This window comes from Streptomyces sp. NPDC093225, from assembly GCF_044753805.1.
Taxonomy (GTDB): domain Bacteria; phylum Actinomycetota; class Actinomycetes; order Streptomycetales; family Streptomycetaceae; genus Streptomyces.
Genome location: NZ_JBIVNX010000068.1, coordinates 1 through 19,058, shown reverse-complemented (window position 1 = coordinate 19,058; position 19,058 = coordinate 1). Strand labels below are relative to the sequence as shown.

Genomic DNA, 19,058 nt, shown 5'->3' with positions numbered 1-19,058 from the left:
CGGTCGCTCACCAAGGCCGCGATGCACGAGAAGGCAACGAATGCCGGCATCCGCGGCCGGTCGAGCATGAGCTACGACGAGCTCGTCTACGCCCTCGCGCGAACCACCGACCACTTAGACCGTGTCCTATGTGGTGAGGCGGAGGAGGCGTTTGTAGCAGCAGAGGGCTGCGGCGAGTCCGAGGAAGGCCAGGTAGTTACGTGGGTTGCGTTCGTAGCGGTGGTTGAGTCGGCGGTAGCCGGTCAGCCAGGACTTGGTCCGTTCGATCACCCACCGCCGGCGCCCTAGTCGTTCGCTCGACTCGATGCCCTTGCGGGCGATGCGGACGCCAATCCGTTTGCCGCGGAGCCATTTCCGCAGTTCAGGTATGTCGTATGCCTTGTCTGCGTGGAGTTTCCGGGGCTTGAAGTGGCGGCCGCGATGGGGGTCGTGTCTCGTTTGGTGACCGAGCACCATAGGTTTCAGAGCTTGGCTGTCGTGGGTGTTGGCGGCCGAGAGGCCGACGAGGAGGGGCAGTCCGGCCGCGTCCGACAGGACGTGCATCTTGGAGCCCGGCTTGCCCCGGTCCACGGGGCTCGGACCTGTGAGTTCGCCCCCTTTTTGGCCCGCACGTGTGCGGAGTCGAGGACGGCTCGGGAGAGATCGAGGAGCCCGGCGTCGTGGAGCCGGTGCAGGATCTCTTCGTGCAGCCGGCCCCAGAGGCCCGCCCGCGACCAGATCAGGAACCGGCGGTGGGCCGTCGACTTCGATATCCCGAAGCAGGGTGGCAGGGCTCGCCAGGCACAGCCGCTGACCAGCACGTAGATGATGGCCGCGAACAGCGTCTCATCAGGGGTGTCCTGCGTTCCGCCACCCTGCGGCCGTACCTTCGACGCCGGGATCAACGGCTCCGCGATCTCCCACAGCCCGTCCGGAACAATCCAACTCCACGTGCCCCGCCCCATGGACTATCCAACGACCGCCTCACCACATAGGACACGGTCTTAGAGGTCCTAACAAAGGCGTTGGACGTGGCGGTGGGTGATGAGGCAGGTGGCGAGGCCGAGGAGGGCTTCGTGGATGTCGTCTCGCCGTTCCCATCGGATGCGGAGGCGGCGGAAGCCGTGGAACCAGGCGATGGTCCGTTCCACGACCCACCGGTAGACGCCGAGGCCGGAGCCGTGCGGGACTCCACGGCGGGCGATCACGGGTTTGACTCCGGTCGCCCAGACCAGGCGGCGGTACTTGTCATGGTCGTAGCCGCGGTCGGCCAGCAGCGTGTCGGGCCGTCGGCGGGGCCGGCCGACGAGGCCGGCGACCGGCGGGATCTTGTTCAGCAGAGGCATCAGCTGGGTGACGTCGTTGCGGTTCCCGCCGGTCAGCGAGACGGCGAGTGGGATGCCCTGGCCGTCGACGATGAGGTGGTGCTTGCTGCCCGGACGTGCGCGGTCGACCGGGCTGGGGCGGCTTTTGGGCCCCGCCGAGCGGCCCTGACGTGGGAGGAGTCGATCACCGCCCGCGACCAGTCCAGCTTCTTCGCGACCCGCAGCTTCTTCAGCAACACCACGTGCAGCTGGTCCCACACGCCGGCGTCGTTCCACGCGGCCAGCCGCCGCCAACACGTCATGCCGGAACCGAAGCCCAGCTCCTACGGCAGGTACTCCCACTGGATCCCCGTATGCAGCACAAACAGGACCCCGCACAGAGCCTGCCGGTCGGGCACCCGCGGCCGGCCCTCCACTTGCTTCGGTGCCGGCTCGGGCAGCAACGGCTCGATCAGCGACCACAGTTCATCCGACACGATCCACGGCCGCGACTCACGTTTCCCCACGACCAGACCAACGACGATCCGAACCGAAAGTCACATGATCAACAGCTTCTGTTAGGACCTCTAACTTGGCTGTCAAAGGACACCACTGTCGCGGACCAGTGAAACTGCGCAGCGCTCAACCAACCTGCGCAACCAAACCCCGACCAGGGAAATGCACAGGCCAAACGGCCGACGCACCCGCACTCTGCACACACTCACTGAGTCAGCACAGCCGCAACTCGCTCAACCAACCTGCACAACCCCACGTCAAAAGCACGACGACCGCGCAGCTTCACTGATCGGCGACACCCGTTCAGTGCGCATCTGGGGCACGGGAATCGGATGCTGCGGCCCGGGCACAGGGGCCCGAGCCGCCGCCATCACGTCACTTGTACCTGTAATAGGTTTGGTAATGCGTCGGTGAGTAATATACCGAGCCGTCACTTCCTGTCACGATTCGCTCATTACCCGGCCTCGGGTTCGCGGGAGTCGGAATCATGCCCCGCTCGGTGTATCTGATGGGAGTGCCGTCCCGTGTCACCGTCGGGAGAACATAGCCCCCTCTGTGCGTGACCTCCGCCGAGCCACCCATCTGAGCAGGGTAGGGAGAGTTGTGCTGGAGGGCATGAGCACCAGATCTCGGAAGTCGTGGGGGGTGTGGGGCGCCCTGGCGGTACTCGTAAGTGTCGGCGTGTTTTTCGTGGCGCTGTGGCAAGTTCCCTGGTGGATGGATGAGAACCATCTCGAGCACATCGAACCGGCCCAGGCCACCGCAGTCACTGGTGTGCGCACCGCTCTGCTGGCCCTGGGCGCCGGCGGTCTGGCGGCGGTCGGTGTCATCTACACCCACCGCACCCTGCACCAGAACCGCGAAGGACAGGTCACCGACCGGTACACCAAGGCCATCGGACAGGTTGCCTCCGACAAGCCAGTCGAGCAACTCGGTGGGATCTATGCACTGGAGCGCATCATGCGGGACTCCGTGAAGGACCACGCAACCATCGTCGAGGTCCTCGCCGCATTCGTCCGTTCGCATGCCACTGCCCCGGTGGAGACTGCCACGAAGGATCACTTGCGGCTTGCCCGCCAGCGCCTGCGGGCCGGAGCGCCGATCGCGAGCACTCACAGCAGACACACTGCTGACAATGCGTACCAGCGCCCAACCGAATCAGTCCAGGCGGCACTGACCGTACTTGGCCGTCGGCCCCGCGACGGTGATGAGCCCTTCCAACTCGACCTGGCCCGTACCGACCTGCGAGGGGCGAAAATGACCAACGGATACTTGAAAGGCGCGAGCCTGGAGGGAACCCAGCTGCAAGGAGCGCGCCTGGACGGAGCCCACCTGGAAGGGGCCCACCTGGAGAAGGCCAACCTGGACGGCGTCCGCCTGGACGGGGCAATCCTGCCTGGGGCCCACCTGCACGGGGCCGACCTGAAGAAGGCCAGGGTTCTGACGGTTGAGCAACTGGTGTCCGCCCGCCCCACACAGGCGACGGTTCTCCCGGCACACCTCGCTAAGAATGCCAAGGTCCTGGCCCGGATCGCCGCTGTGATGAGGGAACAGTCGAAGGCCCCACCGTACTGACCCGCGGCGAATCCACCATGCACCCTGAGCCAGAGGTAGGAAGACCCTCACAGCCTGGCTCGAAGCGCGGGGTCAATCTTCTTGGGCACGTGTCCCGTCCTCTCCAATGGCTCACATTCGAGCGGCAGAGAAATCAGAACGGTTCAAACTTCTACCGTCAGAACCCTTTTAGCCCCACCGCACATTACGTCCGGCGGGGCCAAAAGGAGGCTTAATTACCAGGCCCGGCGATCTGGCTACACATGGAACCCGAAGAGCGATGGCGCATCAAAATCACACTCAGCTTCGCGCCATGCCGGTTTTGCCGAAATGACAAAACTCAGCAGATCCCCTTCAAGCAGATAGATCCCATCGGATTTCAAATCAGCCGGGACTCTTTTCGCTACACTCAAAGCCTCTTCCGGGCCAGCTTCCGCGATTGCAATACCGCGATAAGTTGACCTCGTGGACATGAATTCCACATGTCCGAAATAGATCTCGACCCGAGTCACCGTTCGAGCAATGCGATCGGGATTACTGCGCAAGATCAGCTGCCGATGCGATGCACTAAAGCTCCAAACCTCGAATTTTCTGTCAGATTCATACAGCAAGTTCATCTGATCCCCGCCGCCTTCCGCAGGCCAGCAAAATCTGGCACGTGCATCGTCGCTGGCAAGCCATTCCAGTACCAGTTGATCGAGCCCCAGCCCCGGTTTCCCAACATGACATTCCTGCCGACTACACTCATTTCCCAGGCCGTGCCATAACCAGACTGCGTGGCCATTTTCATGCCGCCCCGGACTCCTCGAATATAGGCATTAGCGAACGCTTCGGTAGGGGTTGCCCCGGGAAGTCCGTCAAGCGACACTGTGAGCCGAATATTCGGATTTCTCGCCGCTTCCTGAACGCCATTCATCCATCCAGGGAGGCCATTCTCGGCAACATCGCCGTAATCACTATCATTAAATGTGTGAGCCTTTGAATCACCGGCTACTCGCCGCGATGCCGCCAGAGAATCGGAGTGCTCGCGGACGCCCAGTACAACACTATCCCCGCAGTCATTGTGAACCAGCACTGGCGTGGCCCCAGCGAGTACATAGTACGTGTGCAGGTCCGCGACGGTGAAGTTGTACGTCTTCACCCGGGCCGTGTAAGGGAGGTTCCCCCTGACGGTAACGGTCTCGCCCTTGGCAGTTCGGAGGGTCATGCCCGGGCGCAGAGCACCGGCTTCGACCCACTTGCCTTCGGAGGGCGACCAGAAGGGGTGCTCGCGCGTCGCGGATAGCGACTTCGTGCCCCCTGGGGTCTCAATGGAGAGGCGGTTGAGTTTTCGCTCTCCCTCCGACCGTATGAGTTGGGTTACCTCTCGGGAGCCCGATTCTCCGGTTTCCGCGTTCGTGGCGACTACCTTGTCGCCGATCTTCACTTCTTCAATGGCCTTGGTTGAGCCGTTAGCCATGAGGACGAGTGTTCCTGCAAGGAAGCAGTTGCCCCCTCCTGGGGCGACGGGCCCGCGACCGAACGACCCTCGAGCCCAGGCACTGGCGCTGACGCCCAGACCAAGGGCCGGGCCCACGGTCACTGCTGTCTTGAACCAAGAATTACGGGCGTTGCAGGTACGTGGCGAGTCTGGCGGAGAGCAAGGGATGTCGGGGATTTGTCCCGCAGTCGGTACCTGCGGCTCCGAGGAAAGCTTGGGGTTGCAGTAGGCGGGGTATCCGCTCGGCGAACACGGGGGCGGTTCTGGCTGCTTGTTCCTGCCATTGCTGTTGCTGTTGCTGTTGCTGTTCGTTCCGGGGTTTTGGGTCCAGCCGCTCTTGCACTCGGGGTCGTGGCCGCATTCGTCGTTGCCGCTGGTGCTGCGGTCGCCGTCCTTGTTGCCGGTGCCGTCGTTGTTCCAGTCGTCCGGGTAGCAGGCTGCACCGCCTTCACCGCACATCTGCTGCAGACCCGTGGGGTCGGAGCCGGTGACGGGGCTGTTGTTGGCGTAGGCATACCCGTTGAGGGACTGGGGCTGGTCAAGGGACAGGATCGGGTCGACGCTGATGAACTGGCCGAGCTTGGTGTCGTACTCGCGGGCGCCGATGTGTGTCAGGCCGGTGGTGGCGTCCATGTCGCCGCCGACGAAGCCCTTCTGGCCGGGCCAGAAGGCTGGCGGGGTGCCGCGTTCGGCGCCGTAGGGCATTTGCTTGCGGCGGTTGACGGCGAGGTTGGCCGCGGTGACCGACAGGGTGTTCGTGCCGTGGTGGTCGGCGATCAGGAATCGGACGTAGCCGTCGCTGGAGCGGATGGCGGACCCGCCGGGCACGCTGTAGTACCGGTTGCCGGCGAGGGTGCTGCTGGCTTTGGTCAGGATGAGTTCCTGGCCGCCCGGCAGGTAGAGGGTCGTCTTCGTGGGCTCGCGCTTGAGAAGTCGGGTGCCCTCCGGGTCGTAGAGGAACGACGTGGTGGCGCCGGACACGGTGGAGGTGGCGAGCTTGCCTGCCTCATTCCAGGTCAGCGTCTGGGTGGCTCCGACGGCCGGGATCTTGGTTTCGAGGTTGCCGGTCTTGTCGTAGGTGTAGGTGTCCGTGCCTGTGGTGCCGCCGGTGGCGGTCACGCTGCGGACGCCGTGGGCCTGGGCCGCGGCGGCGGTGGTCGGGTAGGTGTAGGTGCGCTTGGTGTCAGCGGTAACGGGCCCGGCCTTGTGCTGGGTTTCCGTGGCGCGCTGGCCGGTGTCGGTGAAGGTCCAACTGGTCCAGTAGGGGTCGACGGTGCCGAGGACGTCGGCGCCGGCGCCCGTGGTGGGCTTGGTGGTGCAGGTGCCCGCGGTGGTCCAGGCATCGGTCAGTCGGGCGGCCCAGTCGTAGTCGAAGCACTGGTCGTCCTCGACCGATGCGTCGTTTTGGAGGTCCCTGATGCGGGTGACGTTGCCCGAGTCGTCGTAGGTGTAGCGGACATCGGACAGCACGGCCGGGTTGCTTGCCTCGCGCTGGACCAGGTTGGTTGCCGTGCGCCGAGTGGACGCTTCGTAGGTGAATGTTTCGACGATGCGCTTGCCGAGGTTGCCGAGTTCTACCTGTGCCACCTCTCCGAACGGCGTGGGCTTGAAACCGGCCAAGTAGTCCTGTGAGAGGTTTCCGCTCACAGTCTTCAGCTGGTCTTGGGCGCCGTAGGTGCTGGTGATTGTTTCAGCGGGAAGGGCAGTGGCGGCGTCGGTGTTGCTGGTCGAGTACTTGACCGTCTCCGGCAGGCCGTTCACGTCCGTGGCGGTGGTGGCGACCGTGTAGGTGCCGGCGAGCTCCTCTTCGCCGGTCACCGCCGGGACGGTGAGCTTGGTGCCGGTCGCCGTGGCGGTCGCATCGTAGCCGACGACGGAGGTGGTGTAGGCGGCGGTGCCGTCGTAGCGGGTGGACGTGGCCGGTAGGCCCTTGCCGCCCGTGACGGTGTCGTACGTCCACTGGGCGAGTTTGGTGCCCGTGACCGACCCCTTGCGGAGGCTGGTCTTGCGGCCAAGCTCGTCGTACGTGGTGGCCAGGGTGTTGCCCTCGGCGTCCTTGACCGTGTCGACGCGACCGTCCGCCCCGTAGTGGGTGGTGGCCAGACCCTTGTCAGGGTCCTTGGCGGTGAGCTGGCGCCCCCGGAGGTCGTACGTGTAGACCCACGCGTTGCGGCCGGAGTTGTCGCTGACCTGGGCCAGGCGGCCGGCGGTGTCGTACTGGTAGGTGTGCTTCTCGTACTTGCTCGACGCGGCCCCGATCAGCGGGGTGCGGTCCTTGTACTGGCGCCGCTCGACCACACGCCCTCGGGGGTCGGTGACGGAGAGCGTCGCTGCGCTGCCGTCCGGCGGGAGGACCGCTGACCAGTCGGCGCCGTAGGTGTTGGTAGTCGACCACTTTGGGACGTTGAGCGACAGCAGGGTGCTGACCGTGGTGCGGTCGCGGTTGTCGTACTCCGTGGTGATGGTGCTGGGGATCTGGTTGTCGGTGGCGACGAACGGCGTTGTCGAGACAGGGTCGCTGTTGTGGTAGGGCGCATTGGTGCGCGCCACCCGGCCGTGGTCGTCGTAGAAAGTGTCGCTGATGATGCGACCGGCGACTCCGACGGAGTCGGACTGGGTCTGCCGCTGGCGCAGCAGGGAGTCGTACAGGGTGACGGAGGTGCCCGTCGTGCCATCCTCGTACAACTGCTCCGTCGTCACCGCGGACTGCGCCGTGGACGACAGCTGGTAGGTGAAGCTCACGTTCGGCTTGTCGGTGGTGGTGCGGCCCTTGGCCCAGCCGCTGGTCAGACGGCCGAGTGAGTCGAATGCGGAGTTGGTGCTCCGGCCGTTCGCGTCGGTGGTCTTAAGCGTGAGCCCGCGCAGACCGTCGAACGTGGTGGTGGAGGTGTTGCCCTTGGGGTCAGCGACCTTGATCGACGTGGGCTGGGCGCCCGCGTCGGGTGTGTAGTCGGTGGCGGTGGTCTGGCCGTCTTCACCGGTTGAGGTCAGTGAACGGCCGTACTGGTCGTACGTCGACTGCGCGGTGGTCTGCCAGTCCAACAGGCCGCCCGAGTCGAGACCGGATGCTTCCTCGGCCTTAGTGGCGTTGGTGAGACCTGGCTTGGGGGCGACCCCGTACGCCTGGCCGTCGAAGTACGTGCGCGACGCCCCGGTGACTTCGGCGTTCGGCGAGCTCTCCGAGCACGGGTAGTGGCTGGTGGTGACCTTCTTGGCCGCGTAGTTGATCAGCCAGTTCGTGGTGTCTGGCGTTACGTACGAGGTCTTGGTGCACTGGGCTTCGGTCTTGCCGCCGACGCCGTCGTCGCCCTCGGTGAGCTGGAGGCCGTAGACGGGGTCGTAGGTGCGCGTCGTGGTGTTGCGGCGCCAGGTCGTGCCGTCGTCCAGCAGCGTGTCGCTGAAGGTCGTCGTCGTGCCCGACAGATGGGCTGTCTTGGCCGGGAGGTCGGGCGCCGGCTTGCTCGGCTCGTCGGGGTCGGTGATGCCCTTGACCGGCTGGGTGGCGGTCTCGCCCGATATCCAGGGGATGTTGGTCGTCTTGACGACGTAGGGGCCGGACGTGCCCTCGTACGTGCGGGTCTGTGCGGTGCGGCCGGCGAAGTCGGGCCGGTCGGTCACGCCGAAGACGTCGCCGCCCGTGCCCGTGTAGTAGGTGGTGCCGGTCTTGGTCTGGTTGGTGGTGCCGACGTAGGTGTTGACCGCGGTGTAGCCCTGCCACCGGTTGTAGGTCCGGTGCTTGTTGAGGGTGAACTCGCCGTCGTCCCTGCGCCAGTTCGGCGTGGCGTATGTGTACTTCGTGGCCTTGGACGGTGAGCCGGTGCCACCGGTGGTGTCGTCCTCCGTCACCTGCGTGACTACGTACTTGTGGAACCAGTCCTTCTCCGGGTCCACGGCGCCGTCGCGCGTCCACCACGACGGGTAGCACCGCTTGGTGTTCTTGTCGGGCGCGGGCAGGGTGGCCGTGGTGCATTCGGTGGGGCTGTACGTGACGAGCGTCTGACCGCCGGTCTCGTTCGTGATCTTCGTGATGCGGTGCTTGTTCAGCGGGGGCTTGCCGTCCGCGGCGTCGACGCGGTTAGGCATGAGGGTGCCCTCGAACGTCGTCGCCGGGAGGGACAGGTCGCCGAGTCCTCCCGCCTTGCCAGTGCGCTGGATGGAGTTGAGCCACAGGGCACGCCGCGCGGTGTCACCCGTGGCTGGCCACGACTGGACCAGGTTCCAGCTGTCGACGGTGGTGAGCGTGCTGCCCACGAGGGAGTACGTGTTGATGGACTTCAGACGTTTAGTGGACCAGAAGCTCGGTGCAGACTGCCAGCACTTGGTGCCGCTGGTGCACAGGAGGTCGACGGGGACGTCCGGGCCCCAGTCGGCCTTGTGTGCCTCGTCGAGGGTGCAGTCCTCCGCGGTGCAGCGGTCGGAGAGGCCGAAGGTCACTCGGCCGGCGGGGTTGGCAGTGGTGTACACCTGGCCGGCTCGCAGGCCGTAGTCGATCTGCGTCAGGACGCCGTCACGCGTGTACGCCGTCGGGCTGTCGGTCTTGTTGTTCTTCGCGTAGTAGCCGATGTACTTCGTGTAGTAGTAGGCCATCGCGTTGCCGTGTGGGTCCACGACGTAGTCGAGGTTCCAGCGCCAGCCCTGTTGCTCGGCGGAGGAGGCGAAGTCGCTCGCGTGGCCTGGCTCGCCGTCGTGGTTGCCGAAGACGGGGACGGTGTTGACCGACTTCGTCTCCCGCTTGCCCGTGGTCCAGCCCGGCAGACGGTTCTTGCCGAAGAAGTACTGGGTCCCGTCGGTCGTGGTGACCTTCCAGTACTCGAAGTCGTCGTCTCCGGAGCCATTGTCGGTCGAGTCGTAGAGGCGCTCGACGCGGGAGCCGTCGTCTCCGGAGAGCTTCCAGACCTTCTTGCCTGCGTCCCAGACCAAGTCGTTGCTGGATCCGTTCAGCGACAGGGTGGCGTTCTCCGACTTCCAGCAGAGGTCGCCGACCTTCTCGGTGTTGTTCGCGCCGCCCTGCTTGTCGTTCTCACAGGACGCGTACGTGCGCTCGACGAAGCCGGGGGAGTAGTCCCAACCCTCACCGATCCACGACGACTGGTTGTTGCTCGAAGCGGTACGGCCATCGATGGCGGACGAGTTGTATCCGAGATTGATCTTCGGCGTCAGGCCGCCCGGCGCCGAGGGCACGCCGATCGGGATGCTCCAGCCGAACCCGCCCGAGTTCCCGCCTGCCGACCAGGAGCCGCTCGGCGACAGCGAGGTCGCCTTGAAGGAGCCGTCGTCACCGCTCGCCGCCGCCTCAGCAGCCAGCAGCGCGATGCCGCCCGTCTGCGCCACGAAGGGAGAGACTGCTGCCTTGCTCGTGGTGGGCGCGGCTATCGGGAGCCCAACTGTGGCCGTCAGGGTGCCGGCCTTGCCGTTGTTCCGCGTGTCGAGCGGGGTCCGCTCCAAGCACTCGGGCTTCTCCGGCGTGGTCAGGGCACACACAGGCAGGCTCACCAGCCGCAGCCGCGAGGACCAGCCGCCGCCGTAAGCGTCGCGGAAGGCCTTGTAGTCGAGCTCGACGCGGGCCGTGCCCGGAGCAGCCGAGCCGTCCGTGCGTTGCACGGACAGGAGCACGCCCTTGACGCCTGCCCTGGCCGTGGCGGCACGATCGGCTACGGCGACGCGCACCTTGCCTGGTGCGGTCGTGTTGGCGCTCTTCGTCCCCTGGGCTGCGGCGACCTTGACAGGCGTGCCGTCCGCGCCGGTGAAGGATCCGGCCTGCAATGCCGCCCCTGTGCCGTTCTTGGCGGGGGCGGTCAAGCTGACGTCGTGGCTCGCTGCGGCCGGCCACCGCACCGCAGCCGGCTTCCAGATATCTCGACCAGCGGTAGCTGACTTGTGCTGCGGGAGAACGAGGTCGTGTCCATCGACGGACTTCGTCTTCTCCACAGCGCGCGGCTTGAAGGCGGCCGGCGACGCTGCCCAGGCGGGTGTTGACAGGAGCGAGACGGTCAGGGCCGTCGCGGTGACGCCGACGACGGAGGCACGCAGTCGCCGCCGTCTCTCACTGATCCACCCCCGTCCCCGGAATTGCTCACGGAAAAATGGACGGCCGGTATTCATACCCCACCCCAAATTAAAAACAGATAACTAGCCTCCGCATCTAACGCTCTCTGCGCTAACAGTGCAAGAGTGATCTTGATAACACCCTGACCTGCAGATTTGCCAGGCTTGACGCACCGTCATCAAACACGACGAAGATCACCTAGAGGGCCCAATCGGACCTTTCGGGGAAATTTCACCCACTGAAGTACCCGCTTCGCAATTCCCTGGCCACTTGCGTAATGTGCTACCGCTACAGCAATTCACGCATTGAGAAAGTGCCGCGCATGAGTCAGACCACCTCTCGCGGCAGCCGCTCCAGACGCCCCCTGGCGACACTCCTCGCCCTGGCGTTCCCTGCGGCTGCCCTCACCGCCCTCGCCCCCGCGGCAGCGGCGGCCCCGACTACCGAGTCGGCAGCCGAAGCGGAAGGCCGGATCGCCTCCGCCTCCGAATCGAAAGCGTTCGATCTCGCCGCGAAGACCGGGCACCGCATCGAAATCGTCGACCGTCGCGAGGAGACCGCGGAGACGTTCGCCAACCCCGACGGCTCCATGACACGCCGCCAGTACGCACGGCCCATCTGGACGCGCTCCGACCTCACCTGGCGCAGGACGGACCCGACGGTTGCGAGGCGCGAGGACGGCTCTCTCGGGCCCAAGGCTACGACGTTCGACATCAGCTTCTCGACGGGCGGCACCACGCCCCTCGTCACCATGAAGGACAACGGCAACAGCCTCTCCCTGAAGTGGCCGACCACTCTTCCCGAGCCGGTGGTGGAGGGGAACACCGCGCTCTACAAGTCGGTCCTGCCCGATGTGGACCTGACGCTGACCGCAGACGTCGACGGCTTCGCCCAGCACCTCCTGGTCAAGACGCCGGAGGCCGCCGTCAACCCGGCGCTGAAGAACATCAGGCTGGGGATCGAGTCCCGCGGCGTGACGCTCGACGACACCGCCGGTGACGTCCTGCTCGCCAAGGACGTGGACGGCAACGTCATCTTCAAGGCGCCGCAGCCGAAGATGTGGGAGCAGCCCGCGACCGCCCCGGAGGCGGCACAGACCGAGGGGGCCTCCACGGCCGCCGCCAAGAACGCAGCCCAGTCGAAGGCGACCACCGCCAAGACGGCTAGCTACTCCGCCTCCATGACCGCCGTGTCGCCGGCCGTCGACGCAGAACCCGCCGAGCGGCCCGAGACCGCCCCGGTCGCAGCGGACGTGACCGGCTCGACCCTCACCCTCACCCCGGACGCGGACCTCCTGACCACGGCGGACCAGTTCCCGCTGGTCATCGACCCGATCTTCTCGGGCGGCGGTACCGACGGGTGGGCCGTCATCTACTCGGCCACACCGAACGACGACTACCCCAACGGCATCGGTTGGAGGTCCGACAACCCCGCCGACGAGCCGCGGGTCGGCTACAACGGCTCCGGCGACACCAGCTCGTTCTTCGCCATGGACACCACCGGCCTGTACGGGGCCACGATCACCAGTGTCACCTTCGCCGTCGAGGAGACCCACTCCTGGGGCTGCGACGCATCAGCAGCCGGCCCCACCGAGCTGTGGAGCGCCAAGAGCATAAAGACGCTCCCGACCTGGAACACCCAGGACAACTACTGGGGCTCCAAGCTCGACGCGGACTCCTTCGCACACGGCAATCCCATCGTCTGCCCTGGTGTACAGGGCCACGACTTCAAGTCCACGGCGCTGACCGACTACGTCCAGGAAGCCGCCGACAAGGGCTGGGACCCCCTCGTCCTCGGCCTGCGCACCCCGGACTCGTACCGCGGCAACGTCAACAGCTTCAAGCGATTCCGCAACAACCCGAACCTGGAGATCACCTACAACTTCAAGCCCGAGGTTCTCGACGCCGACGCCTTCGAGGGCACCTGGACCCCCGGTGGCGACGGCAACAAGCCCGTTGCCTGCGGCGCCACCATCGGCAACAGCGGCCTCGCGCTGACCGCGAAGCTCCGTGACAAGGACGGCGGCACTGTCACGCCCGAGTTCGCCGTCACCAACTCCAGCGGCGGATCCGTCCCCGTCAGCTACGCCACGAAGGTCTCCAGCGGCCAGACGGCCACCGCGACCGTCCTGGCCAAGAACCTCACCAACGGCACGTACAAGTGGAAGGTCCGTGCCACCGACGGCGAGGGCCCGGCCAGCGCCTACACGGCGGACTGCTCCTTCACCGTCGACCGCGTCGGCCCCAAGTACGGCGTCGACGTGTGGACCGAGGACGGCGACCCGATCCCTTCCGCCGCCCGCTTCAAGGCGCGCACCACGGCCCACTTCAAGGTCCACAACCCGGCCGGTGACCTCGCCGGCTTCTGCTGGGCCATGGACCACCCGATCTCCGTCTCGAGCACCCGGTGCTCCAACGGCAACTGGGTCCCGGTCGGTTCCAGCGGTTACACCGCCTATATCGAAGTCGTCCCGACGGGCTGGCCGAGCAGCACGCTCTACGTACTCGCCTACGACCAGGCCGGCAACCACTCGCCGACGGACGGCGACGAGGACATCACGACGCTGAAGACCAATCCGGCCGACTACGTCTACGAGCCGGGCATCACACCGAACACCCTCGGCACCTACCCGCACGACCGCCTCGGCGACCTCAACGGTGATGGCTACGCCGACATGCTGGCCACCGACACCCTGGGGCGTCTCCGCCTCTACGGTGGCGACGGCACCGGCAAGGTCGGCGCCTCCGTCTTCGTGGGGAGCAGCGGCTGGGGCGATGCCCTCATTGCCCACGGAGGCGACTACGCCGGCCTGACCACTGACTCACCTGACGGCTACGAGGACGTCATCGCCCGCCTGAGCAACGGCAACACATACCTGTACGCAGGCAACGGACGCGGCGAACCCTGGTACTGGACCCGCCGCGAGCTCGCCCCGCCCTCCAGCAGCAAGAACGCGGGCGGCTGGAAGAGCGTCAGGCAGATGATCCTGCCGGGCGACCTCGACGAGCGCACCTCAACCGGCTACGCCAAGGGCAACGACCTCGTCACCGTCCAGTGCACCGACTCGGGATGCAGCGACGCCACGGTCCTCCTCTACTCCGGCATGACCACCGGAAGCGGTCGGCCGGACCAGGGATCACTCTTCGACTTCGACACGGTCAACACGATCGGAAGCGGCACCGCGTGGCTGAACCGCACGATCCTGTCCATCGGTGACCAGGACGGTGACGGCCTCGGCGACATCCTCGCGAGGGACGACGACACCCACCAGCTCATCCTCTTCCACGGCAAGAAGAGCAGCTCTGGCGAGTACGGTCTCGACTTCGACAACAGGGTGATCTACGGCAGCGGCGGCTGGCACAGGGCGAGCAGACCGCTGCTGACCTCCGCCGGCAACGCGCAGGGAACGGTCAAGACCTTCTCCGTCCCCCTCGATGGCGTCACCACCACCTACAAGCAGTTCGTTCCCACGACCGGTGAGGGCGCCGGCGACCTGTGGGCCACCACCGCCGCCGATCCCGACCTTGCAGTGCCCTATGTGAAGGACGACGGCGCGGCGGCCAGCACCACCTGCCCGACCGGCTGCCTGCTCTTCTACCCGGGCGGCCTGACAGCTCACCGGCCGCCCCGGCTGGTCGGTACCGGCTCCTGGACCACGTCCATCACCGGCATCTTCTGATCCCTTTCGTTTCATACTGGATGGCCCCCGTTTCCCCGGACCGGGGGCCATCCAGGTAGGAGATTCCTTGCGCACCACACACCGGCGTGCGGCGGCGATTGCCGCCGCAGCCGCATTCATATCCGGGCCGTTGGCCTTCGGGTCCGCCTCGGCGGCAGAAGAACCATTGGCCTTCGCAGCTTCCGACGTCGTCGTCGCCCCGGGCGGACTCTGGGAAGCGGACCCTGTTCAGCAAACCGGCCCTTTGCGCAGGGGCACGATGGTCGTCGCCGTCTCCGGCAAGCCCCTCACCGGAACAGTGCGCGCCCTGCCGGCATCCCTGCACCTAGAGGCCACGGAGTGCCAGGCCGTCTCCGGGCGATCCGGGATCTACACCTGCGAGCGTACGATCCCCGCCTCCCGGTACAGCCGCCTCACCTTCCATGTCGACGCCACGACACCGGACGCCGAAGCGCACTACGGGTTCGTGTTCGTCCCACGCGGCGGCGACGTCGACGCGGCCGTCGCCGACGTGGTCAAAGCCGACGCCTCACCCACCGATTCCACACACGGCCACGGGGCTCTCAAGATCGTCACGAAGACAACCGCTGCCGCACGGAACACCGTCGCATTCGACACCCCCGCGGTCCCCGCCGGGCGCACCGTCCGGCACAAGCTGCGCATCCACGCCACCGACCCGGGCAAGGTGTTCACGCGGTACATGCCCGCCGACGGCCAACCCGAATGGCGTAAGGACGAGGTGCTCGTCAAGGACGTCACCGCCACCTCGGGCGCATCGTGCACCGTCGACACCCACCACATCCTGGGAGCGTCGATCAACCTCGACTGCACGGTCGGCCGCGGTGACCACACCATCGAGTACACGGTCGCGGCGCCCGCCGGCATGGACACGTGGAAGCTCGACACCCACGTGGTGCACGACATCTACGACTATGCCCACTACGGCAGCGCGCTCGACCGCAAGGCCACCTTCACCGCAGGAACCGGCGATCTGCGCCCCCGACACGACCTGATCACGCGGGACGCCTCGGGCGCCCTGCAGAGGATCTACGGTACGGGCAGCCCGGCGAAGCCGTTCGGGTACGTCCGGAGTATCGGTGGCGGCTGGGGCGTCTACAGCCAGATCACCAAGCTCGAACCGGTAAGCGAGAACCTCTACTACTTCGAGAACCCCGTGCCCACGCGCGTCGAGCGCGGACACGGCGACCTCGTCGCACGGGACGCCAGCGGGACGCTCTGGTACTACCAGCGCCAGTTCAACTTCCAACCCCCGTACAAGGCTCGCACCAAGGTCGGCACGGGCTGGAACACCTACACCACCATCACCGGCGCCGGAGACCTCGACGGCGACAAGAAGTCGGACCTGCTCGCGAGGGACAAGACCGGCGTGCTGTGGCTCTACAAGGGAACCGGCAAGACCACCGCCCCCTTCGCCACCCGCACCAGGATCGGTGGGGGCTGGGGAACGTACAACATGCTCGCCGGGTCGGCTGACCTCACGGGCGACGGCAAGCCGGACCTGCTCGCGCGGGACGGATCCGGCGCCCTCTGGCTCCACAAGGGCACAGGCAAAGCCTCGGCGCCATTCGCCGCGCGGACGAAGGTCGGCGGGGGCTGGCAGGGCTACAACACCCTGTCCGTCGTCGGCGACGTCACCGACAACGGCAAGGCCGACCTCGTCGCACGAGACAAGGCCGGCGTGCTCTGGCTGTACAAGGGCAGCGGCCAGTCCTCAGCGCCGTTCGCCGCTCGCACGAAGATCGGGACCGGCTGGCAGATGTACAACAGCATCGTCTGAGTCGCGCCCGCTGAGCGCGGTGGGGTCACGCACTGCAGCCGACGCTGCCCCAGGCTGCAGCCGTGCCATGCGTGAGCGGACGGGCTTGGAGGATCTTGATCCTCCAAGCCCTCGGGGGCTCACCATGCTGGACGGCGGAGCTGCGCGCGTGAGCGCGGCCTCGTCCGACTACTCCTGCCCCGGCTGGCCGGCGTGCAAGACGGTCCACTCCGCGTAGCTCTCCCTCAGGTACTCGTGTACGGAGTGCTCCGGGACGCGGAAGGATCGTCCGACGCGGAGGGCCGGCAGGTGGCCGTTGTGCACGAGGCGGTAGACGGTCATCTTCGAGACCCTCATGACCTCCGCCACCTCTCCGACGGTGAGGAAGCACACCTCGCTGAGCGGCCGCTCCACGGGCCGACGGCGGCCCTGCGGGGTCGCAGCGGGTCCTGTGGCAGGCCCGTCGTCATCGGTATCCTGCGCCATCCAGCTGAGCAGGGCGCGCTTGCCGTCGGCCAGGCTCTGCTGGTCGACCTCGACGACCGCCTCGGTCTGCTGCACGAGGTTGGCGATCACGGTGTCTGCGTCCAGCGGGGCGAATCGTGTGTGGTGGTTCATGCCGTCTCCCCCTGTTCTCGACCCACGGGTCGTACTCCTTCAGCGCGGGTGGCCCAGCCGAAGGCCTCCCCGAGCGCCGCGCGGAGGGTCTTGCGGGTCAGAGCCACGTGCTTGCGGACGTTGGAGGCCCCGGTCCCCAGGAGCTCGGCGATGGCGAGGTCGGAGTGGCCGTCGACGAAGTACAACAGCGCGACCTGGCGGCGGACCGGGGGCAACTGCTCGAACACCTGCCAGCAGCGGGCCAGGTCCTCTCGTGCTATCACGATGTCGGCGGGGTCTGGCTCGCTCCGCTCGTACAGGCGGTGGACCTGGGGGTGGAGGTCGCGGCCGCGCTGGCTGCGTCGGCAGTCGTCGATCCACTTGTTCTTGCAGACCCTGCGCAGCCAGCTGCGGCGGGCGTCGTCATCGAGATCGGCCAGCTTGATCCAGTCCTCGGCCGCGGCCATGAAGGTGCGCTGCACCAGGTCGGCGGCAGCGCCTTGACCGGCCGTTCGCCAGACGGCGTACTTGGTTAAGGCTCCGGCCTCGCGGTCCCAGAGCTCGGCGACCTGTTCCGCGACATCGCGCGGGATGCGACGGTGTGTCACTCATGACCCCCCTCGTTCGTTCCCGAGGCGCCGACGTGGACGCGCATGGCCGGTCCTCCCCTGCCCCGCTCCTGGACCACCACTGTGCCCGACGGCGCGTTGCGCACCAGGGCCAACAGCGTGGCCCTGCGCTGCCATTCGGCCAGAAGAGCAAGTCCCCCCACAAGAGCGCCCGGCAGACACACGCCGAGGACGGTCCACGGGTGCTCGGCCACTGTCGTCAATGCACCGAAACCGTGCGCCAAGAATGCGTTCATGCCCCCGAGTCGAACGAGAGCGCCCATCCGCTGCCTCAAACAACCAAGATCTTTTACCGTAGTGGGTTGGTAGCTGCCCCACCCCTCCCCAGCTGACTCTTGGAGAACAGGTCTCGTAGGCACAGCGCAGGCGCGTTTCTGCGGTGAATCGCACCGTCCCGGTCAGGTGAGTTGGCCATCGCGCGCCTGTCAGGCCTCCCGGCGGGACCGTTACACCGACCTTTGTGATCAAGAACCTGATGCTGCGCGGCCTGCCCGCCCTCGCCCTCGGCCTTCTGCCCCTCTTCACCGCGGCCCTCCCCGCGCACGCCGACCTCGAGGCCGCCCCGGCCTCGGTCACGACGGCGGCCGAGCCGTCCGCAGTCCGCGTTCCCCTGCCCCTGTTCGACGCAATCGACCGCCTGCCCGTCGCCGCCGAGCACCGCGAGGGCTACGTACAGACCCTGTACAAGCACTGGAACCGAGGGCTGAACGCCACCGACGGGTGCGACACCCGCAAGGAGGTCATCCTGGCCGAGGCCCTCGAGGCGCCGCAGACCGCGGCCGGATGCAAGCTGACCGGCGGATCCTGGCGCAGCGCGTACGACAACGTGGTCGTCACCGACGCGGCCCGGCTCGACGTCGACCACTTCGTGCCCCTGGCCGAGGTCTACGACTCCGAACAGACTCCCTGGACCGCGGCCCGGCGCGAGGCGTACGCCAACGACCAAGCGTCCCCGGACACCCTGATCGCTGTCTCCGCCGCCTCCAACAGGAGCAAGGCCGACAAGGACCCAGCCGAATGGCTGCCCTCGAACGGCGCCTACCACTGCACGTATGCGGCGACCTGGGTCGGCACGAGGCTGCGGTGGGACCTCGCCGTCGACGAGAACGAGCGCCAGGCCCTCCTCGGCCTCGCAGAGGACTGCCCCACCACCACGGTCGCGTACGAGCCCGCACCGTAACTGCCGGCCTGCGGCCGCGGCCGCCCACAGCTGCCCAGCCCTCCCGGCCGGGCAGCCCCGGCACGTCTACACAGCGCGCTCCACATACCCGCTGCGACACGGCCCCGCCGAACCGGGCCGGCCAGCAAGGCCCGCTCTGCTCAGAGCACTTCGTCGTCGGCCCGCGCCGTGAACGCTTCGACCGCATGGCGGTGCGCGTCGATCGCCTCGTTCAGCTCAGTAGTAGCCGTCTGGGCGTTTTGCGTGTGTTGGTAGTGGTCCCACTCGACGTCGGAGAGCTGTTCTCGAAGCAGCGCGGCGGCGGCCAGCTTCTGTCG

General features: G+C 66.7%; 9 protein-coding genes and 1 pseudogene. 4 read left to right on the top strand and 6 right to left on the bottom strand.

Annotated elements, in window-relative coordinates; all coding sequences use genetic code 11:
- Nucleotides 1-126 precede the first annotated feature (126 nt).
- Nucleotides 127-944 (bottom strand): IS5 family transposase gene (locus tag ACIQCH_RS35010; RefSeq protein ID WP_402587785.1). Its coding sequence is split into 2 segments (ribosomal slippage): nucleotides 127-602 and nucleotides 602-944, totalling 819 coding nucleotides; the frame shifts between segments, so codons are not numbered across the junction.
- Between the two features lie 48 nt (nucleotides 945-992).
- Nucleotides 993-1,783: pseudogene (locus ACIQCH_RS35005) on the bottom strand (IS5 family transposase).
- 631 nt (nucleotides 1,784-2,414) lie between these two features.
- Between ACIQCH_RS35005 and ACIQCH_RS35000 the strand changes: the two are divergent.
- The gene (locus ACIQCH_RS35000; protein WP_402587783.1) at nucleotides 2,415-3,374 is read left to right on the top strand and encodes a pentapeptide repeat-containing protein; all 960 of its coding nucleotides are present in this window, start codon (nucleotides 2,415-2,417) and stop codon (nucleotides 3,372-3,374) included.
- A gap of 236 nt (nucleotides 3,375-3,610) precedes the next feature.
- On the opposite strand, the gene ACIQCH_RS34995 is transcribed toward ACIQCH_RS35000, so the two are convergent.
- Together ACIQCH_RS34995 and ACIQCH_RS34990 are read right to left on the bottom strand one after the other, a co-directional pair.
- Complete coding sequence (locus tag ACIQCH_RS34995) at nucleotides 3,611-3,970, bottom strand: hypothetical protein (RefSeq protein WP_402587781.1); 360 nt, start codon at nucleotides 3,968-3,970, stop codon at nucleotides 3,611-3,613.
- Complete coding sequence (locus tag ACIQCH_RS34990) at nucleotides 3,967-10,761, bottom strand: polymorphic toxin-type HINT domain-containing protein (protein ID WP_402587779.1); 6,795 nt, start codon at nucleotides 10,759-10,761, stop codon at nucleotides 3,967-3,969. Before ACIQCH_RS34990 ends, ACIQCH_RS34995 begins: the two co-directional genes overlap by 4 nt.
- Before the next feature lie 440 nt (nucleotides 10,762-11,201).
- Between ACIQCH_RS34990 and ACIQCH_RS34985 the strand changes: the two genes are divergently transcribed.
- On the top strand, nucleotides 11,202-14,558 hold the full coding sequence (locus tag ACIQCH_RS34985; protein WP_402587777.1) for a hypothetical protein: 3,357 nt from the start codon (nucleotides 11,202-11,204) through the stop codon (nucleotides 14,556-14,558).
- 67 nt (nucleotides 14,559-14,625) lie between these two features.
- Nucleotides 14,626-16,356, top strand: a complete 1,731-nt coding sequence (locus tag ACIQCH_RS34980) for an FG-GAP repeat domain-containing protein (protein ID WP_402587775.1) — start codon at nucleotides 14,626-14,628, stop codon at nucleotides 16,354-16,356.
- Between the two features lie 168 nt (nucleotides 16,357-16,524).
- Here ACIQCH_RS34980 and ACIQCH_RS34975 read toward each other — a convergent pair whose 3' ends face one another.
- On the bottom strand, nucleotides 16,525-16,749 hold the full coding sequence (locus ACIQCH_RS34975) for a helix-turn-helix domain-containing protein (protein WP_402587796.1): 225 nt from the start codon (nucleotides 16,747-16,749) through the stop codon (nucleotides 16,525-16,527).
- A gap of 200 nt (nucleotides 16,750-16,949) precedes the next feature.
- The gene (locus ACIQCH_RS34970; RefSeq protein WP_402587774.1) at nucleotides 16,950-17,540 is read right to left on the bottom strand and encodes an RNA polymerase sigma factor; all 591 of its coding nucleotides are present in this window, start codon (nucleotides 17,538-17,540) and stop codon (nucleotides 16,950-16,952) included.
- 484 nt (nucleotides 17,541-18,024) lie between these two features.
- On the opposite strand from ACIQCH_RS34970, the gene ACIQCH_RS34965 reads away from it, so the two are divergent.
- Nucleotides 18,025-18,741, top strand: coding sequence for an HNH endonuclease family protein (locus ACIQCH_RS34965; protein ID WP_402587794.1), 717 nt, complete (start codon nucleotides 18,025-18,027; stop codon nucleotides 18,739-18,741).
- The last annotated feature ends 317 nt before the right edge of the window (nucleotides 18,742-19,058 follow it).